Below are 24,920 nucleotides of genomic sequence, written 5' to 3'. Positions count from 1 at the left end.
CTCGAACATCGGCTCGGGGTGCCCCTGCGAGGCCGGCGGCCATCGGTCTGTGCGCGGAGCGGTCGTCAGACCGACTCGGTCTCGCCCGCCCTCACCGCGGGGCGGCGGCTGGCGATGACCTTCTTCGCGAGGGAGCGGGGGCTCGTCAGGAAGCCGTATCCCCACGACATGTGCATCGTCGCGAGCGCCACCGGGATCTGGAGGCGGGCCTTGAACGGGAGGCCCTTGCCCGCCGGGACCGAGCCGGCCGTGATCGCGGCGAGGTAGCCGGCCGGGACGACGAAGCCGAGCGGGGTCAGGACGGCGCCCACGACCAGGCCGGCGGCGATGGCGCAGACGGCGGTCGGCGGGGCCAGGTAGCGGAGGTTGATGGAGCCCTGGTGGTAGCGGGCCACCACGTGGCGCCAGCGGCCGTAGTCCTTGTACTGCTTGGCGAGGGCCTTCACCGAGGGCCTCGGGCGGTACTGGACGCGCAGCTCCGGCGAGAACCAGATCAGGCCGCCGGCCTCGCGGATGCGGAAGTTCAGCTCCCAGTCCTGGGCGCGGATGAACTCCACGTTGTAGCCGCCCTGCCGCTCCAGGGCCTCGCGCCGGAAGACGCCGAGGTAGACCGTCTCGGCGGGGCCCGCCTCGCCGCCCGTGTGGAAGGCCGCGTTGCCGACGCCGATCTTCGAGGTCATCGCGGCGGCGACCGCGTCCTCCCAGGCGTTCTCGCCCTCGGCGTGCATCACACCGCCGACGTTCTGCGCGCCGGTCTCCTCCAGGAGCCGGACGGCGGTGGCGATGTAGTTCGGCGAGAGCATGCCGTGGCCGTCGACGCGCACCACGATCGGGTGACGTGAGGCCTTGATCGCCGCGTTGAGCGCGGCGGGCGTGCGGCCGGTGGGGTTCGGCACGGTGTGGACGCGAGGGTCTTCTCGTACGAGCTCGGCGGCGATCTCGTCCGTACGGTCCGTGGACGGACCGAGGGCGATCACCACCTCCATCTCGCCGTCGTACTCCTGCTCCAGGATGTGACGAACCGAGGTGCGCAGATACCGCTCCTCGTTGAGGACCGGCATGATCACGGAGACGGGGGGCGTGGCGTTCATTGCCCGCCACGTTACCGCGAATGGGGGACACCGGTGCGCGCCGCACGGGTGGTGCTCCCTTGCGCTGATCGTATGGGCCTACGGTTCTCGCGGTTCCCTTTGTCACACCCGCGGAGGTGTCCGTCCGTGCCCACACCGCCCCGCACGCCCCGTCCCCGGCCCGCCGCCCGTCGCGTGCCGGTCCGTCGGCCGCGGAGGCGCCCCCGGTGGGGCATGCGGATGGCGACGGCGCTCTCCGTGGCGGTCCTCGCGGCCGGCGGGATCGGGCACGCCGTGGTGACGGGTCTCGACACCGGGATCCGCCGGGTCGACCCCTTCAAGGACATGAAGAACCGGCCGCAGGCCGGGCACGGGATGAACATCCTCGTCGTCGGCACCGACGGCCGGGACCGGATCACTCCGGAGGAGAAGGCGAAGTACCGGCTCGGCGGCGCGCCCTGCCACTGCACCGACACGGTGATGCTCGTGCACATCTCGGAGGGCCGGGAACGGGCGAGCGTGGTGAGCCTGCCCCGTGACTCGTACGCCGAGATGCCCGAGCACACCGACCTCACCAGTGGGAAGAAGCACCACGCGCACCCCGTGAAGCTGAACGCGGCGTACGCCGAGGGCGGGCCGGGGCTGACCGTGCGGACCGTCGAGTCGATGACCGGCGTCAAGATCGACCACTACCTGGAGGTCGACTTCACCAGCTTCATGCGGACCGTGGACGCGGTCGGCGGGGTGCAGATCTGTACGGCCCGGCCCGTGAAGGACCCGTACACCGGGCTCGACCTGGCCGCCGGCACCCATGAGCTGGACGGCGGCCAGGCCCTCCAGTACGTGCGCTCCCGGCACATCGACGGGGCCGCGGACATCGGGCGGATGCAGCGGCAGCAGCGCTTCCTCGCGGCGCTGATCGAGCGGACGACCAGCGGCGGGGTGCTGCTGAACCCGGTGCGGTTCCGTGAGGTGGCGACGACCATGCTGGGCTCGGTCCGGGCCGACGAGGACTTCGGTACGGACCAGCTGTTCGCCCTCGCCAAGGCGATGCGCGGCTTCACCCCGGCGTCGTCGGAGTTCGTGTCCGTGCCGGTCGGGGACATGAGCTTCCCGGTGGAGGGGATCGGCTCGACGGTGAAGTGGGACGCGTCGAAGGCGCAGAAGCTGTTCCAGGCGCTGCGGGAGGACCGGCCGCTGACCCCCGCGAAGCCCGCCTCCTCGGCTTCGTCGGACAAGGCCCCGAAGGACGTGGTCGTGGACGTGGAGCCGGGCACGGTGCGGGTGCAGGTCTACAACGGGACCGGGAAGGACGGGCTCGGCCGGAAGGTCGACGACGCGCTGCGCGGGACCGGCTTCGACACCACCCGGACGCCGATGACCGCGGCGGGGAAGAACCGGGCGCGGACGGTCGTGGAGTACGACCCGCGCTGGGACCGGTCCGCGAAGACGCTCGCGGCGGCGCTGCCGGGGGCGGAGCTGAAGGCGGTGCCGGGGAGGGGCGGGACGCTGCGGGTGACGGTGGGGGCGGACTACAAGGGGGTACGGGCGGTGCGCGCGGAGGACGCGGAGAAGGCGGGGCCGTTCGAGGCGGTGACCGGGGACCGGGTGGTGTGTCCGTAGGACCTGGGGCCGGGTCAGGTGGCCGTGGCCTCGGGCTGGGGTTCAAGCAGTAGGGCGGGGCGCCGTTCCGTTGTGCCCACCCTCCCCCAAGCTCTCGGCTTCGCTCGAGCAGGGGGCACCCCCATCGCCCTGCGGAACGATTGCCCACGACAGGGCGGGCTCCTTCAGTCCTCGTAACCCTCTGCCGCTCGGCGTTCCCTCAGTTCCTTGATGGCCTGGCGGCGGGCCAGGCGGTGGGTGCGGCGGATCTGGGCCTCCTGGTTGCGGCGCTTGTCCTGTTCCGTCTCCGGGACGACCTGCGGGACCCGGCGCGGCTTGCCGTCCGCGTCGACGGCGGCGAAGACGAGGTAGGCGGAGCCGACCTGGGTGGCGGGCGTGGACTCGTTCCAGCGCTCGGCCATGACCCGGACGCCGACCTCCATGGAGGACCGGCCGGTCCAGTTGACCTGGGCCTTCACATGCAGCAGGTCCCCGACCCGTACCGGCTCCAGGAAGACCATCTCGTCCATCGAGGCGGTCACGGCCGGTCCGCCCGAGTGCCGGCCCGCGACGGCGCCCGCCGCGTCGTCCACCAGCTTCATGATCACACCGCCGTGCACCGTACCCAGGAGGTTGGTGTCGTGGCTGGTCATGATGTGGCTGAGGGTGGTGCGGGACGCGGAGGTGGGCTTGCCCGGGATATCGCCCTGATCTGTCATGCCCTCCACCATATGCCGGGTCTCTCGGCGGTCGCCGTTCGGTCCGCTTTGCATCAGCTTGGCAACAGCACCGGTCCGATGCTCCACCCGGCCTGTCGCCCGTAAAGCCCTGACCGGCACACTGGTCCGCATGAATGACTGGCCCGATGACGGCGGATACGGCCGCGGCAACCCGAACTCCCAGCCCGAGGGTGCTCGCCGCATGAGCCATGTGCAGCGTCCGCAGGTTCCGCAGCAGCCGCCTCGGCACGACCAGGGCTACAACCCGAACTTCACGCAGGCCCAGGGCCAGGGGTACGACTCCGGTTACAGCTCGGGCCAGGTCTACGGCGGTCCGCAGGGCGGCGGGCGCGGCACCGTTCCGCCGCAGTACGCGCCGGGTCCCGGCGCCGGCGGTCCCGGGCGTCCCGCGCCGGACTGGCGCAAGCGGATCAAGGTCGGCTCGATCGTGCTCGTCGTCGGCGTCCTCGCCTGGGGCATCGGCACGTACGCGTGGGCCAGCTCACAGATGCGCAACGAGGTCGACCTCTCCAAGGTCATCGAGCGGCCGGCCGAGGGCGACTGCACGACCTATCTGATCGTCGGTTCCGACAGCCGTGAGGGCATGTCCGCCGAGGAGAAGAAGAAGCTGCACACCGGCTCCGCCGAGGGCAAGCGGACCGACTCGATGATGATCCTCGCGGCCTGCTCCAGCGGGAACACGATGGTCTCGCTCCCCCGTGACTCCTGGGTGACGATCCCGAACTTCGTCGGCTCCGAGTCCGGCAAGTCCTTCCCGGCCCGCGGCGGCTCCAAGCTGAACGCGGCGTACGCGATGGACGGCCCCGAGCTGCTCGTGCGGACCGTCGAGTTCAACACCGGCCTTCGCATCGACCACTACGCGGAGATCGGCTTCGCCGGTTTCGCGAACATCGTGGACGCGCTCGGCGGCGTCGAGCTGAACATCGAGAAGGGCTTCAAGGACAAGAAGTCCGGCGCCGACTTCCAGGCGGGCACCCAGACCCTCGACGGCGAGCAGGCCCTGGCCTTCGTCCGTACCCGGTACGCCTTCGCCCAGTCGGACCTCCAGCGGACGAAGAACCAGCAGAAGTTCCTCTCCGCACTCGCCAACGAGGCGGCGACGCCGGGCACGATCCTCAACCCGTTCGCGCTGTACCCGACGCTCGGCGCCGGCCTGGACACGCTGATCGTGGACAAGGACATGTCGCTGTACGACCTCGGGAAGATGTTCTTCGCGATGAAGGGCATCAGCGGCGGCGACGGGAAGTCCATGAACATCCCGATCTCGGGCAAGGCGCCGCAGAACTCCCTCAAGTGGGACATGCCGAAGGTCAAGCAGCTGGTGTCGCAGATCCAGAACGACGAGAAGGTCACCGTCGAGGCGGACCGGTGACCTGAGCGGTACGGGACGAGGGACACGAGAGGGGCCGCCCCCTGTCCGGAAAGGGGCGGCCGGAGCACGACTATGCTCGGGCAGGCATTCCGCCCGACGTTCACTGGAGACCCGCATGGCCCTGAAGATCACCGTGATCGGCACCGGTTACCTCGGCGCCACCCACGCCGCGGCCATGGCGGAACTGGGCTTCGAGGTGCTCGGCCTCGACGTCGTCCCGGAGAAGATCGCGCTGCTGTCGTCCGGGCGGGTCCCGATGTACGAGCCGGGTCTCGAAGAGCTCCTCGCGAAGCACGTGGACGGCATCGAGGGGTCGAGCGGGCGGCTGCGGTTCACCACCTCCTGGGAGGAGGTCGGCGCCTTCGGCGACGTGCACTTCGTCTGCGTGAACACCCCGCAGAAGCACGGCGAGTACGCCTGCGACATGAGCTACGTGGACGCCGCCTTCACCTCCCTCGCCGGGGTCGTGCGCGAAGGGGCCCTGGTCGTCGGCAAGTCGACCGTGCCCGTCGGCTCGGCCGAGCGGCTCGCGGGCCTGCTGCCGGAGGGCGTGGAGCTCGCCTGGAACCCCGAGTTCCTGCGCGAGGGCTTCGCCGTGAACGACACCCTGCGCCCGGACCGGATCGTGGTCGGCGTACGGAGCGAGCGGGCCGAGAAGACGCTCCGCGAGGTGTACGCGGTCCCCGTCGGCGAGGGCTCGCCGTTCGTGGTGACCGACTTCCCGACGGCCGAACTGGTGAAGACGGCCGCGAACTCCTTCCTCGCCACCAAGATCTCCTTCATCAACGCGATGGCCGAGGTGTGCGAGGCCGCCGGCGGTGACGTCGCCAAGCTGGCCGAGGCCATCGGCCACGACGACCGGATCGGCGCCAAGTTCCTGCGGGCCGGCATCGGCTTCGGCGGCGGCTGCCTCCCGAAGGACATCCGGGCCTTCATGGCCCGCGCCGGCGAGCTGGGCGCCGACCAGGCCCTGACCTTCCTGCGCGAGATCGACTCGATCAACATGCGGCGGCGCGGCCAGATGGTGGAGATGGCCCGGGAGACCCTCGGCGGGAACTCCTTCCTCGGCCGTCGGGTGGCCGTCCTCGGCGCCACCTTCAAGCCCGACTCGGACGACGTCCGCGACTCCCCCGCGCTGAACGTGGCCGGCCAGATACACCTCCAGGGCGGCCAGGTCACCGTCTACGACCCGAAGGGCATGGACAACGCCCGGCGCGTCTTCCCGACCCTCGGCTACGCCGATTCGGCGCGCGAGGCCGTGGCCGGGGCGGACGTGGTGCTGCACCTGACGGAGTGGCGCGAGTTCCGCGAGCTCGACCCGGCGGACCTGGTGGACGTGGTCGCCTCGCCCGTGCTGCTCGACGGCCGCAACGCGCTGGACTCGGAGCGCTGGCGGGCCGCCGGCTGGACGTACCGGGCGATGGGCCGCCCGCGCGCCTGACACGAGGACACACGAGAGGGAGGGGGCGCGGTCGCGCCCCCTCCCTCCTTCGTACGGTTCTTCGGCCGGTCAGGCCGCGGCCGGCCGGATGCGGTTCGTGCGGGACAGGAACTCCGTCGCCCGCAGCGCCCTGGTGACGTTGGCGTGGGCGAGCCCGACGAGTTCCTGGGCCGGCCAGCCCCGGCGCAGCAGCTCGGCGAAGAGCGGGACGTGGCCGAGGGCCGGGGCCGTCGTGTGGGAGACGCCCACGCAGTGCGGTCCCGCCAGCGTCCGCACCCGGTCGAGGACGTCGGCGACCGGGGCGGGGTCGTCGGTCACCGTGACCATGAGGACGGCGCCGTTCTCCCCGAGGAGGCCGAGGACGTCGTCGGGGAGGTCCTCGGGGGCCGCCCGGGTCAGCAGGGCCGGGGCCCGGGTGACCGCGAGGGTGCGGCGGACCGTGTCCTGGTCGGCGCCGGAGAGGTCCACGGCCAGGCCGATGCGGTTCATCTCCCGTACCGCCTCGCGGGCGAAGCGGTCGAAGCGGGTGAGGTTGACGGCCCGTACGCCCAGGGCGTGGTAGGCCCGCAGGGTGGCCGCGGAGCCGCCGAGCGCCGTCCAGCCGACGGGGCCGAGGAGGGCGGCGACGCGGCCGCAGTTGCGGACGTGGGCCATCTCGGACGTGGTGTGCGCGAGGCGCAGGTCCTCGGGGCAGGCGGCGACGAGCGCGCGGACGGAGTCGATGCGCCGCAGGGTCCCGAGGACGCCCTCGTCGGTGTCGACGAGCAGGGACCAGAACTGCGCTCCGGCCTCCCCCGCGCGGACGGGCGGCAGGTCCTCGGGGTCGAGGGACCCGGGAAGTTCGGTGTGCCCCTCGGTGACGGGCTGGGCGGCCAGGAGGGCACGGGCGCGGGCCGTCTCGTCGGGCGGCGGGAGCGGCTCCGGTGCGCCGAGCTCGTCGGCGGCGGCAGGAACGGTGGAGAGGGTGGGAGGGTCTTCTGTCAGTTCCGCCATGGTCTTACTCCGAACTCGGCGATGCAGTACCGCCCCGCCGAGTCGGGCGGGGCAGTACCGTCCACCGTGCCACCGGCCCCCTGCGGGGGCTCGGCGGACGGGGCCGTTCGGGTGACGGGCCGGTTACGGAGCGTCGAGCACGTCGATGGTCGCGTTCGACGGTGCCGTCCGGCTCCTCAGGTCGCGGGAGACCGCCTCCGCGTCGCGGAGGGCACGGACCGCGTTGGACCAGGTCAGCTTGGCCAGGTCCGGGTGCGACCAGCCGCGGTGCAGCAGCTCCGCGATCAGGTTCGGGTAGCCGGCGACGTCGTCGAGGCCGGCCGGGGTGAAGGCCGTCCCGTCGTAGTCGCCGCCGATGCCGATGTGGTCGATGCCGGCGGCCTCGCGCATGTGGTCGAGGTGGTCGGCGACCGTGGCGGCGGTGGCGACCGGGCGCGGGTTCGCCTCCTCGAAGGCGCGGTGGAGCTTCATCGCCTCGGCGGTGGTGTCGAGGTGGTCGAAGCCGTGCGACCGCAGGTTCTCGTCGGCGCGGGCGGTCCACTCGACGGCCGCGGGGAGGATGAACTTGGGCACGAAGGTGGCCATCGCGACGCCGCCGTTGGCGGACAGCCGCTCCAGGACGTCGTCCGGGATGTTCCTCGGGTGGTCGCAGACCGCCAGTGCCGAGGAGTGCGAGAAGATCACCGGCGCCGCCGTGGCGTCGAGGGCGTCCCGCATGGTGGTGGCGGCGACGTGCGAGAGGTCGACGAGCATCCCGGAGCGGTTCATCTCGCGGACGACCTGCCGGCCGAAGGCGGAGAGCCCGCCGACGCCGGGCTCGTCGGTCGCCGAGTCCGCCCAGCCGTTGTTGTCGTTGTGGGTGAGCGTCATGTAGCGCACGCCGAGGGTGTGCAGCGCGCGCAGGGTGGCGAGGGAGTTGTTGATCGAGTGGCCGCCCTCGGCGCCCTTGAGGGAGGCGATACGGCCCTGCTTCCTGGCCGCCTCCATGTCGTCCGCCGTCAGGGCGGGCGCAAGGTCTCCCGCGTACCGCTCCAGGAGCTGGTCGACGAGGTCGATCTGCTCCAGGGTCGCGCTGACCGCGTCGTCCCCGGCCAGCCGGCAGGGCACGTACACCGACCAGAACTGGGCGCCGACGCCGCCGGCCCGCAGCCGGGCGAGGTCGGTGTGGAGGGCTCCGGTCTGGTCCGCGCCGATGTCCACGCGGTCCAGGTCGTAGCGCGCGTGCACACGGAGCGCCCACGGCAGGTCGTTGTGGCCGTCGACGACGGGGTGGCCCGCGAGCAGTTCGCGGGCCTCCGCCAGGCGGTCCGTCGCCGTGCTCACGTGCCGAAGCCGAACGCGTCCGCGCCTTCGACCTTGGCCCGCAGCCGCTTGCCCTTCTCGGTCGCCTGGTCGTTGAGCTCCTGGAGGAACTCGTTCATCCGGGCGAGGAGTTCGGCGTCGTGGGCGGCGAGCATCCGGGCCGCGAGCAGGCCCGCGTTGCGGGCGCCGGCGACGGAGACCGTGGCGACGGGGACGCCGGCCGGCATCTGCACGATGGAGAGCAGCGAGTCCATGCCGTCGAGGTACTTCAGCGGCACCGGCACGCCGATGACGGGGAGCGGGGTGACGGAGGCGAGCATGCCGGGCAGGTGGGCGGCGCCGCCCGCGCCCGCGATGATCGCCTTCAGGCCGCGGCCCGCGGCCTCCTCGCCGTACGCGATCATCTCGCGCGGCATGCGGTGCGCGGAGAGGACGTTGACCTCGTAGGGGATCTCGAACTCGTCGAGGGCCTGGGCGGCGGCCTCCATGACGGGCCAGTCGGAGTCGGATCCCATGGCGATGCCGACGGCGGGGGAGGTGCTGTTGCTGCTCACTCGGTGATCGTTCCTCGCAGGTATCCGGCGGCGTGACGGGCGCGCTCCAGCACGTCGTCCAGGTCGTCGCCGTAGGTGTTGACGTGCCCCACCTTGCGGCCGGGCTTCACGTCCTTGCCGTACATGTGGATCTTGAGCTGCGGGTCCCTGGCCATGCAGTGCAGGTACGCCGTGTACATGTCCGGGTAGTCGCCGCCCAGGACATTGCACATCACGGTCCACGGCGCGCGCGGGCGCGGATCGCCGAGGGGCAGGTCGAGGACCGCCCGGACGTGGTTGGCGAACTGCGAGGTGACCGCGCCGTCCTGGGTCCAGTGGCCGGAGTTGTGCGGGCGCATCGCCAGCTCGTTGACGAGGATGCGGCCGTCCGTGGTCTCGAACAGCTCGACGGCGAGATGGCCGACGACCCCGAGCTCCTTGGCGATCCGAAGGGCCAGCTCCTGCGCCTGGCCGGCGAGCTCGCCGTCGAGGTCCGGCGCCGGTGCGATCACGGTGTCGCAGACGCCGTCGACCTGACGGGACTCGACGACCGGGTAGGCGACGGCCTGGCCGTGCGGGGAACGGACGATGTTCGCGGCGAGCTCGCGCGCGAAGTCGACCTTCTCCTCGGCGAGGACCGGGACCCCCGCGAGGAACGGGTCGCGGGCGTCCTCGGGCGTACGGACGAACCAGACGCCCTTGCCGTCGTAGCCGCCGCGCACGGTCTTGAGGATGATCGGGAAGCCCCCGACCTCGGCGGCGAAGGCCACCGCGTCCTCGGGGTCCGCCACGATGCGGTGCCGCGGGCAGGGCGCGCCGATCTCGTCGAGCCTGGCGCGCATCACCCCCTTGTCCTGGGCGTGCACCAGGGCGTCGGGGCCCGGACGGACGGGGATGCCGTCCGCCTCCAGGGCCCGCAGGTGCTCGGTGGGGACGTGCTCGTGGTCGAAGGTGATCACGTCACATCCGCGCGCGAAGTCACGCAGCGTGTCCAGGTCGCGGTAGTCGCCGATGACGACCTCGCTCACCACCTGGGCCGCGGAGTCCTGCGGGGTGTCGCTGAGGAGCTTGAACTTGATGCCGAGGGGGATACCCGCCTCGTGGGTCATACGGGCGAGCTGCCCGCCGCCGACCATGCCTACTACGGGGAACGTCACCCTCTTAGGGTATCCGCACCATCGGTGAACACTCGTCCGGCTGTGGTTTGGCACAAGGACGACGGGGGTGAAGCCCTGGTTCTCCAGGGGTTTACGAGGTCCCCGGGCGGGTGACAGTCGCGCTGGTTAGCATGGTTGGGTTGACGTCACCCGGGCGTCATTCGGACGGACGGGACAGAGCCATCACCATGAGTGAACCCGGCGCGCTGCGCACGCGACTCGACCGGCTCGTCCGCGAGGTCGCCAAGTTCGGGGTGGTCGGCGGCCTCGGCGTCCTGGTCAACCTCGGCGTCTTCAACCTGGTACGGGGCACCACCGACATTCCGATGGTGCGGGCCAGTCTGATCGCCACCGTGGTCGCCATCGTCTTCAACTACGTGGGGTTCCGCTACTTCACGTACCGTGACCGGGACAAGTCGGGGCGGACCAAGGAGATGTCGCTGTTCCTGCTGTTCAGCGTCGTCGGCATGGTCATCGAGAACGGCGTGCTCTACGCGGCGACGTACGGCTTCGGCTGGGACGGCCCGCTGGCCAGCAACTTCTTCAAGTTCTTCGGGATCGGGATCGCGACCCTGTTCCGCTTCTGGTCGTACCGCACCTGGGTGTTCCGCGCGCTGCCCGCGAAGGAGGCGGTGCAGGCCGCCGAGTCCTTCCTGGAGCAGCCCCCGCGCCAGGCGACCCGCCGCCAGCCCGACCGCGTCTGAGCGGCCGCGTCGGGCCGGATCCTCACCGTACGGGGCGTTCCCGCGGCTCGTCCGAGACGCCGCGGACCTCCCGGCTCAGGAAGAGCGCGAAGACCGGCGGCTGCTCCTTGAGCAGTTCGAGCCGGCCGCCGTCCGCCTCCGCCAGGTCGCGGGCGACCGCGAGGCCGATGCCCGTGGAGCTGCGGCCGCTGACGGCCCGCTCGAAGATCCGTGAACCGAGGTCGGCCGGAACACCCGGGCCCTCGTCGGTGACCTCGATCACCGACTGGTTGCCGACGACCCGGGTCCGCAGGGCGACCGTGCCGCCGCCGTGCATGAGCGAGTTCTCGATCAGGGCCGCGAGGACCTGGGCGACCGCGCCCGGAGTGCCGACGGCCCGCATCCCCTGCTTGCCCGAGTGGACGAGGGCCCGCCCGGCGCTGCGGTAGGCGGGCCGCCACTCCTCGACCTGCTGCTTGATGACCTCGTCCAGGTCGAAGGCGACGGCGGAGCCCGTCCGCGGGTCCCTGGAGTTGGTCAGGAGCCGCTGGACGACGTCCGTGAGCCGCTCGACCTGGGTGAGTGCGATCGTCGCCTCCTCCTTGACGGTGTCGAGGTCGTCGGCGAGCGCCACCTCCTCCAGACGCATGGAGAGCGCGGTGAGGGGCGTACGGAGCTGGTGCGAGGCGTCGGCGGCGAGCCGGCGCTCGGCGGTGAGCATCCGGGCGATGCGTTCGGCGGAGGCGTCGAGGACGTCCGCGACCCGGTCGAGCTCGGGCACCCCGTACCGCTTGTGCCGCGGGCGCGGGTCGCCGGAGCCGAGCCGCTCGGCGGTCTCCGCGAGGTCGGTGAGGGGGGAGGTCAGCTTGTTGGCCTGCCGTACGGCGAGGAGGACGGCGGCGACGACGGCGAGCAGGGCCACCGCGCCGATGATCAGCAGGGTGCGGCCGACCTCCTCGGTGACGGTGGAGCGGGACTCCTCGACGATCACGGTCTCGCCGCGCTCGCCCTCGGCGAGGCCCCGGATGACGTCCCCGGTGGGGCGGGTGCCGATCTCGATCGTCGGGCGGCCGGGGATGCGGATCTCGGCGAACCGCTTGGCGCCGCTCTGCTCGGCGAGGATGTCCGGGTTGACCGGCTCGCCGCCGATGAGCCGGCTGTCGACGATGGAGGCGAGCCGCACCGCCTCGGTGTCCACCCGCTCCTGCGCGGTGCTGGTGATGGTGCGGGTCTCGACGATGACGAGGGAGACCCCGAACACCGAGATGACGACGAGCACCACGGCGAGCGTGGAGTTGATCAGGCGGCGGCGCATGGTGCTCTCTCCGGTGGTGCTCTTTCCGGGGCGGGGTGGCTCAGCTCTTCTCGAAGCGGAAACCGACTCCGCGCACGGTGGCGATGTAGCGGGGGTTCGCGGCGTCGTCGCCGAGCTTCTTGCGCAGCCAGGAGATGTGCATGTCGAGGGTCTTGGTGGAGGACCACCAGGTGGTGTCCCAGACCTCGCGCATCAGCTGGTCGCGGGTGACGACCCGGCCGGCGTCCCTGACCAGGACCCGGAGCAGGTCGAACTCCTTCGCCGTGAGCTGGAGCTCCTCGTCGCCCATCCAGGCGCGGTGCGACTCGACGTCGATCCGTACGCCGTGGGTCGCGGGGGGCACGGCGGGCTCGCTGGAGCCGCGCCGGAGCAGGGCCCGGACCCGGGCGAGGAGTTCGGCGAGCCGGAACGGCTTGGTGACGTAGTCGTCGGCGCCCGCGTCGAGCCCGACGACGGTGTCGACCTCGTCGGCCCGTGCGGTGAGCACCAGGATCGGGACCGTGTGCCCGTCGGCGCGCAGCCGCCGGGCGACCTCGAGACCGTCCATGCCGGGCAGGCCCAGGTCGAGCACGACCAGGTCCACTCCGCCCTGGAGTCCGGCGTCGAGGGCGGTCGGCCCGTCCTCGCGCACCTCGACCTCGTACCCCTCTCTCCGCAGGGCGCGGGCCAGCGGTTCCGAGATGGATGCGTCGTCCTCGGCGAGCAGTACACGGGTCATGGGGTGATGGTAGTCCGCACGGGTGCCGGGCCGTGGCGTGATGCGCGGGGACCGGACGACCCCTGGGTATCGAGCGGCCATCTTGCACATGACCTTCGAATGACCTTGTACGGTTGCACTTCCGCCTGTGATCCATCTCTCAAGTCCTTCCATATCCGGCACTGTCGTGTCGTATGGTGTCGAGACGTCTGTAGCGGTAAACGGGGACCTTTGGCCAGCTTCGCGGGCCAAGGTCCTCTTTCTGCGTGAGGTCGGCCCCGCCGAACCTTGAAGACGGCGAATGACCTGTGGGCCGGGTCCCGGGACGCGACGACGCATCTCCCGGGGCGTGGATCCCGGTGGGGCCGTACCGGCTCTTGCCGGTGCCGGCCTCCCCCACCGGGCGCACCACGCTCACAAGGCGCGCGTCCCGACAGAGCAAGGATCGACATGGCGTCCAGCCTGACGAAGGACTCGGCCGAACCCCTCGGTTACGAGCAGACCTTCCTCGGCCACCCCCGCGGCCTGGCCACTCTCTTCATGACCGAGATGTGGGAGCGTTTCTCCTACTACGGCATGAGGGCCCTTCTCGTTCTGTACCTGGTCTCCGGCGGCGTGGACGCCGCCACGGGCAGCCAGGGCGGCGGCCTCGCGATGACCGCGGCGACGGCGACGGCGATCTACTCCGTCTACGTCTCGATGGTCTACCTGATGGCCATGCCCGGCGGCTGGTTCGGCGACCGCGTCTGGGGCGCCCGCAAGACGGTCACGATCGCGGCCTCCGTGATCATGCTCGGTCATGTCTCGCTGGCCCTTCCGGGCCAGGCGATGTTCTTCGTCGGCCTCGCGCTCGTCGCGGTCGGCTCCGGTCTGCTCAAGGCCAACATCTCGACGATGGTCGGCCACCTCTACAAGAACGCGGACGACCCGCGCCGTGACGGTGGCTTCACGATCTTCTACATCGGCATCAACCTGGGCGCCTTCCTCGCTCCCCTGGTGATCGGCACCGTCGGCGAGAAGGTCAACTGGCACCTGGGCTTCGCCCTCGCCGCCGTCGGCATGGGCCTGGGCCTCGCCGTCTTCCTGCTCTTCGGCAAGACGCTGAACCCGAAGAGCAACGAGGTCCCGAACCCGCTGTCCGCCGCGGAGCGCAAGGCCGTCATCACCAAGGCCGCCGTCGTCACCGTCGTGGTCGCCGCGTTCTACGGCGCCGTCGTCGCCCTGGGCATGTACACCCTGAACTGGGCGATGGTCCCGATCACCCTCGCCGGCCTGATCATCCCGGTCGCCGTCCTGGCCCGCATCAAGCGCGACAAGGACCTGACCACCGGCGAGAAGTCCCGCGTCACCGGCTACATCTGGTTCTTCGTCGCCGCCGCCATCTTCTGGATGATCTACGACCAGGGCGGCTCGACGCTGTCCCTGTTCGCCGACGACAAGACCGCCGACACCATCTTCGGCCTGGGCTTCCCCGCCACCTGGTACCAGTCGCTGAACCCGCTGTACGTCATGGCGCTCGCCCCGGTCTTCGCCTGGCTGTGGCTGTGGCTGGCCCGCAAGAACCAGGAGCCGAACACCATCGTGAAGTTCGCGATGGGCCTCGTCCTGGTCGGCGCGTCCTTCTTCGTCTTCATCGTCCCGATGAACATGGCGGGCGGCGGCGACAAGGTCTCCCCGATGTGGCTCGTCTCGATCTACATGATCCAGACCATCGGTGAGCTGTGCCTCTCCCCCGTCGGCCTCTCCGTCACCACGAAGATGGCGCCGCAGAAGTACGCCTCCCAGATGATGGGCGTCTGGTTCCTCGCCGTCACCGCGGGCGACTGCACCACGGGTCTGCTCTCCATCGCGGGCGTCGACCTCAACGGCACGGGGATCATCGGCCTGCAGGCGGCGCTCGCCGTCGCGGCCGGATTCGCGATCTACATGTACCGCAAGAAGGTCCAGGGCCTCATGGGCGACGTCCACTGACGCTCGTAGGTCTACGGTCGACGAAAGGCCGCCGCACCGGGTCCGGTGCGGCGGCCTTTCGTCGTTCCCTCACCTCCTGAGCCGCGCCCACGGGGTGAAGGTGAACACCGCGCCGCCGAGCAGGATCACCGTGCCCGCGACCAGGGCGAGGGCGCGCAGGGTGCCGTCGTCCTCGGCGCCGGTCTCGGCCAGGTTGCCGCCGTCGGAGCCGCCGGAGCCGGAACCCGAGCCGGAACCCGAGCCGGAGCCGGAACCCGAGCCGGAGCCGGAGCCGGTGGTCGTGCTCGTACCGCCGCCCGAGCCGCCGGAGGCGCCGCCGGCCTGCTTGCTGGTGTCCAGCTCCACGGAGGCCTGGACCGGGCCCTTGACCGCGCAGGGGATCACGATCGGTGTGCCGCCGAGCGAGACGCTGATGGTGAGCGCGCCCGGACTGAGGGTGGACCGGCCCGTCGCCCCCGGCGTGTACGTGCCCTTCATGTCGGCCAGGTCGACCGGCTTGCCCGCCTCCAGCGGGGCCGCGTTGGCGGGTCCCGTGACCTTCACCGTCCCGCTGTCGGCGCCGCCGACCTTGACGTCCATGGACGGCTTGAGGGCGCCTGCCGGGAGGGCCGCCGGGCTGTCCATGACGCCCTTGGCGGTCTTGACGGTGAGGTCGTAGCCGTTGCCGTTCTTCTTGGCGTCGATCGTCACCTTGGAGGCGATCGAGGCGGGTCCCGGGGACTGGCAGGAGAACTGGACCGCGACCTGCTTGCCGGGGAAGTCGGTCTGCCCGCCGCCCCCGCCGGAGCTTCCGCCGGAGGTGGAGCTTCCGCCGGAGGTGGAGCTTCCGCCGGAGGTGGAGCTTCCGCCGGAGGTGGAGCTTCCGCCTGAAGTGGACGTGGAGCCGCCGGTACCGCCGGAGGTGGTGGTGCCGCCCGAGGTCGTGGTGCCGCCCGAGGTCGTGGTGCCGCCCGAGGTCGTGGTGCCGCCCGAGGTCGTGGTCCCGCCGGTGGTCGTCGTGCCGCCCGACGTCGTCGTGCCGCCTCCGTCCGTCGTCACCTTGATCGTCGCGGCGACCGGGACCGTCTCCTTCGGCGCGCACTTCGTGTCCGTCGACATCGGCTTGGACACGTTGATCGTGTACTTGTCGGGCGTCAGCGTGATCTCGCCCGCCTTCTCCAGCTTCAGCTTCCCCTTCATCTCGGGCAGCACCATCGGGCTGTTCCTGGGAATCGGCGGGTTCTGCCGCGGCCCCTCCATCGCGACGGTGCCGGTCGCCGCGCCGCCCACGGTGAGGACCCCGGTCGGCTTGACCGTGTCCGCGCCGAGGTCGAGCAGATCGGGGTTCTTCGACGCGGCCTGGACCGTCTTCCAGACGATCTCGACCTCGTCGCCGACCTTGGCCTCCGCCGGTGCGGTGATCAGCACCTTCGTCGTGCCCTGCACGGGCGGAAGCCCGGAGATGGACGGCGGGATGCACTCCGTCCTGTACGAGACCTCGGCGGCCCGTGCGGGGCCGGCGGAAACGAGGATCCCCGCGCCGCCGAGCATCAGCGCGACTCCGGCCGCACTCATCCTCCGTTGCGTACTCACGCTTGTCCCTTCGTCGTCGGGCTGCTCTCTGGGGCTGACGGTGCGGAGTCAGGCCTGAACCACGGCAGGACCGCGGTCGGTTCGTCGTCCCCCGCCTCCCGCCGCGCGGGAAGGGGGGCGCGTGTGCGCCGGCGGCGCGGCGGTCGGGCGGCGGCGGGGCTCGTGGCGGGTCGTGCCCGGTCCACCACGGCCATCCCGATCCGGAACAGCGCCGCCGGTACGACCAGGGCGAGCAGCAGCCAGAAGAGCGTCACGCCCCAGGGCCTGCCGACCCCCCACGGCTGCTCGGCCAGGACCTTGCCCGCGTACCGCACGGAGACCTGGTAGTCGCCGTGCGCGCCCGCCGTGAGTTCCACGGGGAGCCGGACGAGGGCCTTCCCGCCGGGTGCGACGGTGCCGCGCCACTGGCGTTCCTCGTACCGCGGCGCGAAGACGCCGTGGCTGGTGCCGACCTGGAAGACGGGGTCCTTGACGGGTGCGGAGCCGAGGTTGCCGACGGTGAGGACGATCTCGCGGCGCGGTGGCGCGCCGAACCAGGTGAGGAGGCCGCCGGAGCCGTCGAGGCGTACGGCGGCGAGGACGGCGAGCCGCCCGTCGCCGGAGGCCTCGGGGAGCGGGGCGGTGGGGTGTCCGGCGACGGTGAACTCCCGGTCGACCGCGTCCTGTTGACCGGTGACCCCGGCCACGTGCACGACACAGGGGCAGGGCTTGGGGGGCTCGGCGACCGGGAGCTTCACGCTGAAGGCGCCCCGCGCGTCGACGGTGGCGGCCCGGCCGTCGGTGTTGGCGCAGGAGTTGGTGCCGCCGATGACGCCCGTGCCGGGGGCGGCCTGGCCGCAGATCAGGAGCATGAGCAGCGCGCCCGGTTTCCAGCCGCTGCCGCTGACGGTGATCTCGCCGCCCTTGCCGCCCTCCGTCCGGGAGAGTTCGACGGCGGGGCCGGGTGCGGCCCGTGCCGGGGACGCGGGAAGCAGGGCGAGGGCGAGGGCCGCCAGGAGCGCCGTGACCGTACGTGTCCGCCTCATGGTGTCGCTCCCGCCGACGTTCGCTGGGTACGGGACTTTCCGCGCCGCCGTACCGCGCGTACCGCGTATCCGCCGCCGCCCGCCGCCGCGAGGAGCAGGCCGGCCGCTCCGGTGAGCGCCGGGCTCGAGGCGAAGGAGGCCTCGGCGCGGGCGGTGGCGGGGGCGGCGCCCGGGGCGCCGACGGTCAGCCGGACGGTGACGGAGTCGAGGGCGGGCGGGTCGGGCCAGGGTTCGGTGCGGGTGGCCCGCTCGCCGGGGCGGAGGGTGAGCGGCAGGGGGCGGTCCGGCCGGTCGAGGACGGTGCCGAGAACTCCTTCGGCGTGGACCGCGAGGTGCGGGGCGAGGACCGTGGTGCCGCGGTTGACCAGGGTGTACCGGAGGGTGCCGGTCGTGGTGTCGACGTGGACGCCTTCGACGGTGAGGGCGGCGAGCCGGGGGCCGCTGACCCGTAGCCGCAGGTCGACGCGTACCTCCCGGTCCGGCGCCGTGGCCCGTACGGTGCCCCGGAGTTCGCCGGGCGGGGTGTCGGCGGTGACGGTCACGGCGAACGGCACGTCGGCCCTGGTCCTGGCGGGCACGGTCACGGTCCGGGCGGCGAAGGACACCGGCGCGCCCTGTCCGCTGAGCCGTACGGTGAGCGGCCGGGCGCCCGGGTTGGTCAGCGACAGGGTGTCCTGGAGAACGCTGCCGGCGGGGCCCTCCAGATAGGCGTACGGCCGTCCGGCGGCGGGCGCCGCCGTCCAGTCCCGGGGTCCGGGGGGAGCCGCCGCGACCGCGCCGACGAGGGCGGTCGCGGCGGCCACGAGCCCGGAGCGTGCCGCGCTCCGCATCAGCGTGCCGTGCGCCGGGTGAGCCAGAGGACTCCGGCGGCGCCGGTCAGCAGGACGGTGCCGCCGAGGGTGCCGAGGGCCATGGCGGAGTCGAGCGGGCCGGTCCTGGGCAGTTCGGCGCCGGTGTCCTCCCGGTCGTCGGCGGGCGGTGGGGTGCCGGAGCCGCCGGAGACGCCGGTGACCTGGAGTTCGAGGGAGGGCGCGGGGTTGTTCCTCGGGGTGCAGACGGCGGCGTCCATGCCGAGGGCGTGCACGGTGAGCTTCCCGGCCGTGAAGGTGACCTTGCCGTTCCTGCTCGGGGTGTACGTGCCCGTCAGGGTGCCGATGCCGATGGGGGTGTCGGGTGGGATGGCGGCCGTGTTCGGCGTTCCCTTGACCTTGACGGTGCCCTCGGCGTCGCCGCCGAGGACGAGTTCGGCGCGCGGGGTCATGACGCCCTTGGGGAGTTCGACCGGGCTGTCGGAGACTCCCTTCTCGAACGACATGGTGATCGTGTAGGCGCTGCCGTTCTTGACGGCCTTGATGTCGACGGGCGAGACGGCGCTCTTGGGCCCGATCTTCGTGTCGCAGGCGTAGTCGACGTCGACGACGGCCGCCTGCGCGGCCGGGGCTCCGGCCAGGACGGCCGCGCCCGTCACCGCGACCGCGGCCGTGAGCGCGGCGGTCCTTTTCCTCCGGTTCGGCTCCTTGGACACCCCGAGCACCCCTCACCGCAACATAACTGACGACCTATCAGATTGGGCGTCAAGGTACGCCCGAGGCCTTGCGGAGGGAAGAAGGAGGAAGGAAGAGAGACCGTGAAAGTCCCGGGCCGGCTCCTGGCCGTTCCTAGACGGGCGCGGCGAGTTCGGCCCAGACCGTCTTGCCGGGGGCGCCCGGGGTGCGCTCGATGCCCCAGTCGAGGCAGAGGCGCTGCACGATGAACATGCCGTGGCCGCCCGGCCGGCCGGACCGGTGCGGGGTGCGGGGCGCGGGCTGGCCGGCGCCCCGGTCGGTGACTTCGAGGCGCAGGACCTTGGCGAGGCGCAGGACGCGGAGGCGTTCGGGGCCCTCGGCGTGCAGACAGGCGTTGGTGACGAGTTCGGAGACGACGAGGAGGACGTCCTCGGCGGCGGCCCTGCGGTCGGCGGTGGCGGCCGGCAGCCAGCCCCATTCCTGGAGCGCGGTCCGCGTGAAGTCGCGGGCGAGCGGCACGGTGCCGCTGGTCTCGCCGAGGGCGATCGTACGGACGTCGGAAGCTTGGTCCATCAGCGCTTCACCTCACCGATCGACGGGACAGAGGGGCAGGACGTACGGGCCGCGGGGCGGCCCGGGGCGGAACCCGGCGGGCCGGCGCTCGGCCGGCACTCAGCCGGGGAGGGCCGTGGCGAGCGTCTCGTGCACGGTGAAGACGGCTTCCGCGCCCGTGATCTGGAACACCCGGGCCACCGCGGGCCGCATCGCCACCAGATGGACCCCGCCGCCGGCGGCTTCCGCCCTCAGCCTGGCGCCGAGCAGGACGTTGAGCCCGGTCGAGTCGCAGAACTCCAGGCCCGAGCAGTCGACGACCAGACGGGAAGAGCCCTCGTCGAGCGCGCCGTCCAGGGGGGCGCGCAGCAGTTCGGCGGTGTGGTGATCGAGCTCACCCACCGGCGCGAGGAGCGTGCTCCCGCCCACAGTCCGGACCTCGACCCGCAACCGCGCGGGCGGTGCGCTGCCGATGTTCTCGCGGTCCATGGCTGTGCCTCTTCTCGCTCTCGCGGATGCCGACTGACATGTCTCGAACCCTACAAGCGAGGCGCCCTCCCGTGCACATGGCCTCCACCACATAAGCGGACAAACCGGATTGTCGACACTTGCGACCTTGCGCGTCGAACAGGTAGGGCTAGAGGAGAACACCCGACACGACGGCTTCGGAGGCGCCGCAAACCGCAGCAGAAGGACCACGAAGGAGACCCATGTCACCCCGGCTCGACGCCTCGCGTACCCCCGACGCGCCGTCGGCAGCAGTCACCCTCGACCGACCCGACGACCGACCCCTCGGCCGTCCCGCGAACCGAACCCTCTCCCCCGACCACCACTCCGCGGACCGTACCGCCCAGCTCCCGGAGGAGCTCGCCGACCGGCTCACCGACCGGCCCCTCGACCGGATCGCACCGGTCGACGCGCGCGCCCTGTCGAAGCAGCTGTTCGCCCGGCTCGCCGAGCTCGAAGAGGGCACCCACGAGCACGCGTACGTCCGCAACACCCTCGTCGAGCTCAACCTGGCCCTGGTCAGGTTCGCCGCAGCCCGCTTCGGCACCCGCAGCGAGCCGATGGAGGACATCGTCCAGGTCGGCACCATCGGCCTGATCAAGGCGATCGACCGCTTCGAGCTCACCCGCGGCGTCGAGTTCCCCACCTTCGCGATGCCGACGATCATCGGCGAGATCAAGCGCTTCTTCCGCGACACCTCGTGGTCCGTGCACGTGCCGCGCAGGCTCCAGGAGCTGCGGCTCGACCTCGCCAGGGCCGGTGACGCGCTCTCCCAGCGCCTCGACCGCGCCCCGACCGTCGCCGAACTCGCGGAGGAACTCGGCATCGCCCCCGAGGAGGTCGTCGAGGGCATGGCCGCGAGCAACGCCTACACCGCGGCCTCCCTCGACGCGCAGTCCGACGAGGAGGAGGGCGCCGGCGGCGAAGCCACGCTCGCCGACCGGCTGGGCTACGAGGACCGCGGCCTCACCGGGATCGAGTACATCGCCTCCCTGAAGCCGATGATCGCCTCGCTGCCCGCCCGCGAGCGGCAGATCCTCTCCCTCCGCTTCGTCTCCGGCATGACCCAGTCGGAGATCGGCGCGGAGCTCGGCGTCTCGCAGATGCACGTGTCCCGGCTGCTGGCCCGGACCCTCGCCAGGCTGCGCCGGGGCCTCACCCTGGAGGAATGACCCCGCTCCGGGGGAGAGACCCCACTCTGGGGGAATGACCTCCACCGCCTCCCCCGAGCCGTCAAGATGGCTGCGGAAAGGGCCCGTTCACGGTCTTCGGACCCGGGACGGGCCCTTCCGCACGACCGGAACGGCGCGGTCGCAGGGCCTTGTTGACGCGCCGTCCGGACTGGGTCACATTGAGGCCGGGGATTCAGGGGGGAATCACATGGTTTCTGCGTACGCGGACATGGAAGAACGCATGCGCGTCCGGCTCGGCGGCAGGGAGTGCCTCTACGTGCCGTCGTGCCGCTTCGGGCTCTACCTCGCGCTGCGCCACTGGTGCCGGCCCGGTGGCCGGGTGCTGATGTCGCCCGTCAACGACGACGTCATCTTCTTCGTCGTCCTGGCCGCCGGACTCCGCCCCGTACAGGCCCCGCTCGACCCCCGGGACGGGTCGGTCGACACGGCCGCCGTCCCCGAGTCCGTCTGGCGGGGCCTCTCCGCCGTCCTCACCACCAACCTGTACGGGAACCCCGACCCGGCACCGGAGCTGCGGGAGCGCTGCGACCGGCTCGGCATCCCGCTGATCGAGGACGCGGCGCACGCGATCGGCTCCACCGTCGGCGGACGCCCCGTCGGCACGTACGGCGAGGCCTCCGTCTTCAGCCTGTCGAAGCACACCGCAGCCAAGGCCGGCGGCTTCCTCGCCCTCGCCGACCCGGCGCTGCGCGGCGAACTCGCCGCCGCCCGTGACGCGCTGCTGCACCCGACCCGGCCCACCGCCGAACTCGCCTACCTGCTCCGGCCGTACGCCGAGGCCACCCTGCGCGGACTGCGCCTGGTCGGGGCCGCGCGCGCGGCCGTACGGCGGCTCGGCCTCGAGGAGCGCGAGGAGATCCGGATGCCGCTCCGCGCCGCCGCGCTGGAGCGGGCCCTGCCCGCCGCGCCCGCGCTCGAACCCTTCCACCCCTGGGTCCGGGTCGACATGCACGACTACCGGCTCCGTCCCGGCGCCGGCCGGCTCCGCCGCACCACCCGCAGGCTCGACCGGCTCGACGGCGTCCTCGCCGCGCACCGCGACGGCACCGCCCGCCTCCTGGCGAGCGAGTACGGCGCGCCCGACGCCCCGGCCCCGGCTTCGGCCTCCGCTTCGGCCTTCGCCCCGGCGGAGCCCGTACAGCCGCTGTTCCGGGTGCCGCTGCTCGTCGACGACAGGGACGCGGCGATCGACGCCCTCGCCCGGCGCCGGATCACCACCGGCTACGTCTACGACCCGCCCCTCGACAGCTACGCGGGCGAGGCGTTCACCGACCCCTCCCCCGCGCCGGAGCCGGCCGCCTGGTTCGCCCGGCACGCCCTGCCGGTGGACCCGCGCCGCGCGGACGAGGTCCTGCCCGTCCTGCGCGCCGCCGGAATCCGCCCCGCGCACCTGTCGGCGGCTCCCGGCGGCGCCCGGTGACCGAGACCGTACGACTGCGGGACACCGACCGTCCCGCGGCCGAGGAGCCCGGGGGCGCCGCGCCGGAGCCCCCCGCCGACCAGGACGGCGCGGGCGACGGCTCCGGAGAGAGCTCCCTGTTCCGCAACGCGTACGCGCTGATGCTCTCCACCGGCGTCTCCGCCGCTCTCGGGCTCGGCTTCTGGCTGGTCGCGGCCCGCTACTACACGGAGGAGGCCGTCGGGCAGGGCTCCGCCGCCATCGCCGCCCAGCGGATGCTCGCCTCTCTCACCGCGACGACGCTGACCGGCGCGGTCGTCCGGTACGTGCCCAGGGCCGGGCGCGCCACCGGGCCGCTCGTGCTGCGCCTGTACCTGGTCAGCACCCTGGTCGTCGGTGTCGCCTGCGGTGTCTTCCTGCTCACCCTGGACTGGTGGGGACCCTCGTACGCCCCCCTCGGCACCCTGTCCGCCGGCATCTTCTTCACCGCCGCCAGCATCGGCTGGGCCCTGCTCACCCTCCAGGACGCGGTCCTCACCGGCCTGAGACGGGCCATCTGGGTCCCCGTCGGCAACGCCGTCTTCTCGCTCGGCAAGCTCGTGCTGCTCGTCGTCCTCGCCGTCGCCCTACCGGTGCTCGGCGTCTTCGTCTCCTGGGCGGCGGCGATCGCGCTCTCCGTCGTGCCGGTCGGCTGGCTCGTCTTCCGCCGCCTCATCCCCCGGCAGGCACGCGCCGACCGGGACCGCGAGCCGCCGACGATGCGCGAGATCGGCCGGTTCCTCGCCGGGGACTCGGTCGGCTCGGTCTTCAGTCTGCTGATGATCAGCCTGCTGCCGATGATGGTCGCCGTCCGCTTCGACGCCGCCCACAACGCCTTCTTCTACACGGCGTACACCGTCGGCGGCACCATGGAGTTCATGGCCATCAACATGGCCTCCTCGCTCACCGCGCACGCCTCGCACAGCCCCGACTCCCTCGCCGACGGCGTCAGGGGCGCGCTGCGCCGCATGGTGCTGCTGCTCGTCCCGGTCGTCCTCTTCCTCGTCGTGCTCGCCCCGCTGCTCCTCGCGCCCTTCGGCACGGAGTACGCCGAGAACGGCACGACCGTCCTCCGGCTGCTCGCCGCCGCCGCGCTGCCCCGGGTCGCCGTCGAGCTGTACATCGGGGTGCTGCGCGTCCAGGGCCGTACGGGCGCGCTCGCCGCCCTCCAGGGCGCCATGTGCGTCCTGGTGCTCGGCAGCGCGGCCTTCCTCCTCGGCCCCTTCGGCATCGCCGGGGCCGGATACGCCGTCCTGGGCGGGATGACCGTGACGGCGGCCGCCTGCGTACCCGGCCTGCGGGCCACGCTCAAGGGCCGGGTGGCGCCCGAGAGGCCGAAGGCCGAGGCGCGGGTGAGGGAACGCGCGGAGGACGACTACGGCACGAGCTGGGCACGGGAGAGCGCCTACCTGCGCGGGGCGCACGACTCGGTGACGCCCGCGTTCGGCATCCCGGTGTACGTGCCCAGGAAGCGGGCCGAGGAACGGGAGGGGGGCGGCGGGGGGCCGGGCGCCCGATCGGCGCCGGAGTCGAAGTCGGAGTCGAAGTCGGCGCCGGGCGGCGCGGACCGCACGGGAGCCGCTGCCGAGCAGCGGAGTACGGCCCCGGCGGAGGCCGCTGCCGGCCGCGTCCGGACGGAGGACGGACTGTGGCTGCGCCTCGGCCACGGCCACGGCCGGACAGTGGCCGGGCTGTGGCTGCTCCTGGGTCTGGCCGCCGCGCTCTTCTGGTTCCCGCTCGCCGGCTCCGGCGCGCTCGACGTGGAGCGGCTCTCCGGGACCGGTCTGCTGACCGCGCTCCCGCCCGTCACGCTCGCCGCCGGGCTGCTGCTCGTCGCCCTCCAGGGCGCCGCCGTCGGACTCCGCGTCTTCCGGCCCCCGTACGCCGGAACGGTCCTGCTCGCCACCTTCCTCGCCCTGCACACCGCGCCGCCCCTGCTCGGTCTGCGGCCGGCCGAGGCGGGCGGCCCCGGCGCGACGCTCCTGGGCGAGGGGGTGGGGCGGGCCGTCGCCCCGATCGTGCTCCAGGCGCTGTGTCTGCTGATCACGGCCGTGCTGCTGCGGGTCGTCGGGGTGGGCGCGCGGGTCACGGCCGGGGTGGTGTGGGTGCTTGTCTGGGCGGGCTGGGCGGGGCAGCAGGCCTTCGCCGCCGCCCCGCTGCCGCTCTTCCTCGGCCTGGCCGGGGGCACGATGGCGGTGTGCGCCTTCCGGGGGCTGACGTCGGGCAGACACTGACCGAAGGGGCCGGCCGGG

22 protein-coding genes are annotated in these 24,920 nt (G+C 72.4%); 8 read left to right on the top strand and 14 right to left on the bottom strand.

The genetic code is table 11. The features are described from left to right. Positions 1–65: 65 nt before the first annotated feature. Positions 66–1,091: a glycosyltransferase family 2 protein gene (locus ACFWUY_RS05765; protein WP_384102390.1), complete on the bottom strand. Its 1,026-nt coding sequence runs from the start codon at positions 1,089–1,091 to the stop codon at positions 66–68. Positions 1,092–1,304: 213 nt separating this feature from the next. On the opposite strand from ACFWUY_RS05765, the gene ACFWUY_RS05760 reads away from it, so the two are divergent. Continuing rightward, positions 1,305–2,693 carry an LCP family protein gene (locus ACFWUY_RS05760; RefSeq protein WP_384102388.1) on the top strand — a complete coding sequence of 463 codons (1,389 nt, stop codon included), beginning with the start codon at positions 1,305–1,307 and terminating at the stop codon, positions 2,691–2,693. 164 nt (positions 2,694–2,857) lie between these two features. Here the strand turns inward: ACFWUY_RS05760 and ACFWUY_RS05755 are convergent, their stop codons facing one another. After that, positions 2,858–3,391 carry an acyl-CoA thioesterase gene (locus ACFWUY_RS05755; RefSeq protein WP_384102386.1) on the bottom strand — a complete coding sequence of 178 codons (534 nt, stop codon included), beginning with the start codon at positions 3,389–3,391 and terminating at the stop codon, positions 2,858–2,860. Positions 3,392–3,521: 130 nt separating this feature from the next. Between ACFWUY_RS05755 and ACFWUY_RS05750 the strand changes: the two genes are divergently transcribed. Both ACFWUY_RS05750 and ACFWUY_RS05745 read left to right on the top strand, forming a co-directional pair. After that, positions 3,522–4,784 carry an LCP family protein gene (locus ACFWUY_RS05750; protein ID WP_384102384.1) on the top strand — a complete coding sequence of 421 codons (1,263 nt, stop codon included), beginning with the start codon at positions 3,522–3,524 and terminating at the stop codon, positions 4,782–4,784. A 115-nt stretch (positions 4,785–4,899) separates the two neighbouring features. Then, on the top strand, positions 4,900–6,225 hold the full coding sequence (locus tag ACFWUY_RS05745) for a UDP-glucose dehydrogenase family protein (protein WP_384102382.1): 1,326 nt from the start codon (positions 4,900–4,902) through the stop codon (positions 6,223–6,225). A gap of 69 nt (positions 6,226–6,294) precedes the next feature. Here ACFWUY_RS05745 and ACFWUY_RS05740 read toward each other — a convergent pair whose 3' ends face one another. The 4 genes from ACFWUY_RS05740 to ACFWUY_RS05725 all read right to left on the bottom strand — a co-directional run bounded on the left by ACFWUY_RS05740 (position 6,295) and on the right by ACFWUY_RS05725 (position 10,210). Continuing rightward, the gene (locus ACFWUY_RS05740; protein ID WP_384102380.1) at positions 6,295–7,218 is read right to left on the bottom strand and encodes a membrane dipeptidase; all 924 of its coding nucleotides are present in this window, start codon (positions 7,216–7,218) and stop codon (positions 6,295–6,297) included. 123 nt (positions 7,219–7,341) lie between these two features. Beyond that, on the bottom strand, positions 7,342–8,541 hold the full coding sequence (locus ACFWUY_RS05735) for a dipeptidase (protein WP_384102378.1): 1,200 nt from the start codon (positions 8,539–8,541) through the stop codon (positions 7,342–7,344). Then, positions 8,538–9,035, bottom strand: coding sequence for a 5-(carboxyamino)imidazole ribonucleotide mutase (gene purE, locus ACFWUY_RS05730; protein ID WP_384102420.1), 498 nt, complete (start codon positions 9,033–9,035; stop codon positions 8,538–8,540). Before purE ends, ACFWUY_RS05735 begins: the two co-directional genes overlap by 4 nt. A 35-nt stretch (positions 9,036–9,070) precedes the next feature. Then, complete coding sequence (locus ACFWUY_RS05725) at positions 9,071–10,210, bottom strand: 5-(carboxyamino)imidazole ribonucleotide synthase (protein ID WP_384102376.1); 1,140 nt, start codon at positions 10,208–10,210, stop codon at positions 9,071–9,073. A 188-nt stretch (positions 10,211–10,398) separates the two neighbouring features. On the opposite strand from ACFWUY_RS05725, the gene ACFWUY_RS05720 reads away from it, so the two are divergent. Continuing rightward, positions 10,399–10,914 (top strand): GtrA family protein, encoded by a 516-nt coding sequence (locus ACFWUY_RS05720; protein ID WP_384102374.1) that lies wholly within the window; start codon positions 10,399–10,401, stop codon positions 10,912–10,914. A gap of 22 nt (positions 10,915–10,936) precedes the next feature. On the opposite strand, the gene ACFWUY_RS05715 is transcribed toward ACFWUY_RS05720, so the two are convergent. Next, complete coding sequence (locus ACFWUY_RS05715) at positions 10,937–12,208, bottom strand: ATP-binding protein (RefSeq protein WP_384102372.1); 1,272 nt, start codon at positions 12,206–12,208, stop codon at positions 10,937–10,939. A 40-nt stretch (positions 12,209–12,248) separates the two neighbouring features. Continuing rightward, positions 12,249–12,926 carry a response regulator transcription factor gene (locus ACFWUY_RS05710; protein ID WP_384102370.1) on the bottom strand — a complete coding sequence of 226 codons (678 nt, stop codon included), beginning with the start codon at positions 12,924–12,926 and terminating at the stop codon, positions 12,249–12,251. A gap of 429 nt (positions 12,927–13,355) precedes the next feature. Between ACFWUY_RS05710 and ACFWUY_RS05705 the strand changes: the two genes are divergently transcribed. Continuing rightward, positions 13,356–14,876 carry a peptide MFS transporter gene (locus ACFWUY_RS05705; RefSeq protein WP_384102368.1) on the top strand — a complete coding sequence of 507 codons (1,521 nt, stop codon included), beginning with the start codon at positions 13,356–13,358 and terminating at the stop codon, positions 14,874–14,876. Between the two features lie 69 nt (positions 14,877–14,945). On the opposite strand, the gene ACFWUY_RS05700 is transcribed toward ACFWUY_RS05705, so the two are convergent. From ACFWUY_RS05700 to ACFWUY_RS05675, 6 genes are all read right to left on the bottom strand, one after another. Continuing rightward, positions 14,946–16,430, bottom strand: coding sequence for a hypothetical protein (locus tag ACFWUY_RS05700; RefSeq protein WP_384102366.1), 1,485 nt, complete (start codon positions 16,428–16,430; stop codon positions 14,946–14,948). A gap of 14 nt (positions 16,431–16,444) precedes the next feature. Then, entirely contained in the window at positions 16,445–17,473 is a 1,029-nt protein-coding gene (locus ACFWUY_RS05695) for a hypothetical protein (RefSeq protein ID WP_384102362.1), read from the bottom strand. Beyond that, the gene (locus ACFWUY_RS05690; protein ID WP_384102361.1) at positions 17,470–18,303 is read right to left on the bottom strand and encodes a hypothetical protein; all 834 of its coding nucleotides are present in this window, start codon (positions 18,301–18,303) and stop codon (positions 17,470–17,472) included. The genes ACFWUY_RS05695 and ACFWUY_RS05690 overlap by 4 nt, the downstream gene beginning before the upstream one ends. Then, entirely contained in the window at positions 18,303–18,998 is a 696-nt protein-coding gene (locus ACFWUY_RS05685) for a peptidase (protein ID WP_384102359.1), read from the bottom strand. The genes ACFWUY_RS05690 and ACFWUY_RS05685 overlap by 1 nt, the downstream gene beginning before the upstream one ends. Positions 18,999–19,131: 133 nt before the next feature. Further along, positions 19,132–19,551: an ATP-binding protein gene (locus ACFWUY_RS05680; protein WP_384102357.1), complete on the bottom strand. Its 420-nt coding sequence runs from the start codon at positions 19,549–19,551 to the stop codon at positions 19,132–19,134. Positions 19,552–19,650: 99 nt separating this feature from the next. Beyond that, complete coding sequence (locus tag ACFWUY_RS05675; RefSeq protein ID WP_384102354.1) at positions 19,651–20,019, bottom strand: STAS domain-containing protein; 369 nt, start codon at positions 20,017–20,019, stop codon at positions 19,651–19,653. A gap of 221 nt (positions 20,020–20,240) precedes the next feature. Here ACFWUY_RS05675 and ACFWUY_RS05670 point away from each other — a divergent pair, with 221 nt between their 5' ends. The 3 genes from ACFWUY_RS05670 (at position 20,241) to ACFWUY_RS05660 (ending at position 24,902) form a co-directional block, all read left to right on the top strand. Then, the gene (locus tag ACFWUY_RS05670) at positions 20,241–21,209 is read left to right on the top strand and encodes an RNA polymerase sigma factor SigF (RefSeq protein WP_384102352.1); all 969 of its coding nucleotides are present in this window, start codon (positions 20,241–20,243) and stop codon (positions 21,207–21,209) included. 241 nt (positions 21,210–21,450) lie between these two features. Next, entirely contained in the window at positions 21,451–22,650 is a 1,200-nt protein-coding gene (locus ACFWUY_RS05665; protein ID WP_384102418.1) for a DegT/DnrJ/EryC1/StrS family aminotransferase, read from the top strand. After that, positions 22,647–24,902, top strand: coding sequence for a lipopolysaccharide biosynthesis protein (locus tag ACFWUY_RS05660; protein ID WP_384102350.1), 2,256 nt, complete (start codon positions 22,647–22,649; stop codon positions 24,900–24,902). The genes ACFWUY_RS05665 and ACFWUY_RS05660 overlap by 4 nt, the downstream gene beginning before the upstream one ends. Positions 24,903–24,920: the final 18 nt, after the last annotated feature.

Source organism: Streptomyces sp. NPDC058664, assembly GCF_042716635.1.
Taxonomy (GTDB): domain Bacteria; phylum Actinomycetota; class Actinomycetes; order Streptomycetales; family Streptomycetaceae; genus Streptomyces.
Note: the sequence above shows the minus strand (reverse complement) of the source record. Positions and strands in the feature narration are given on the sequence as shown.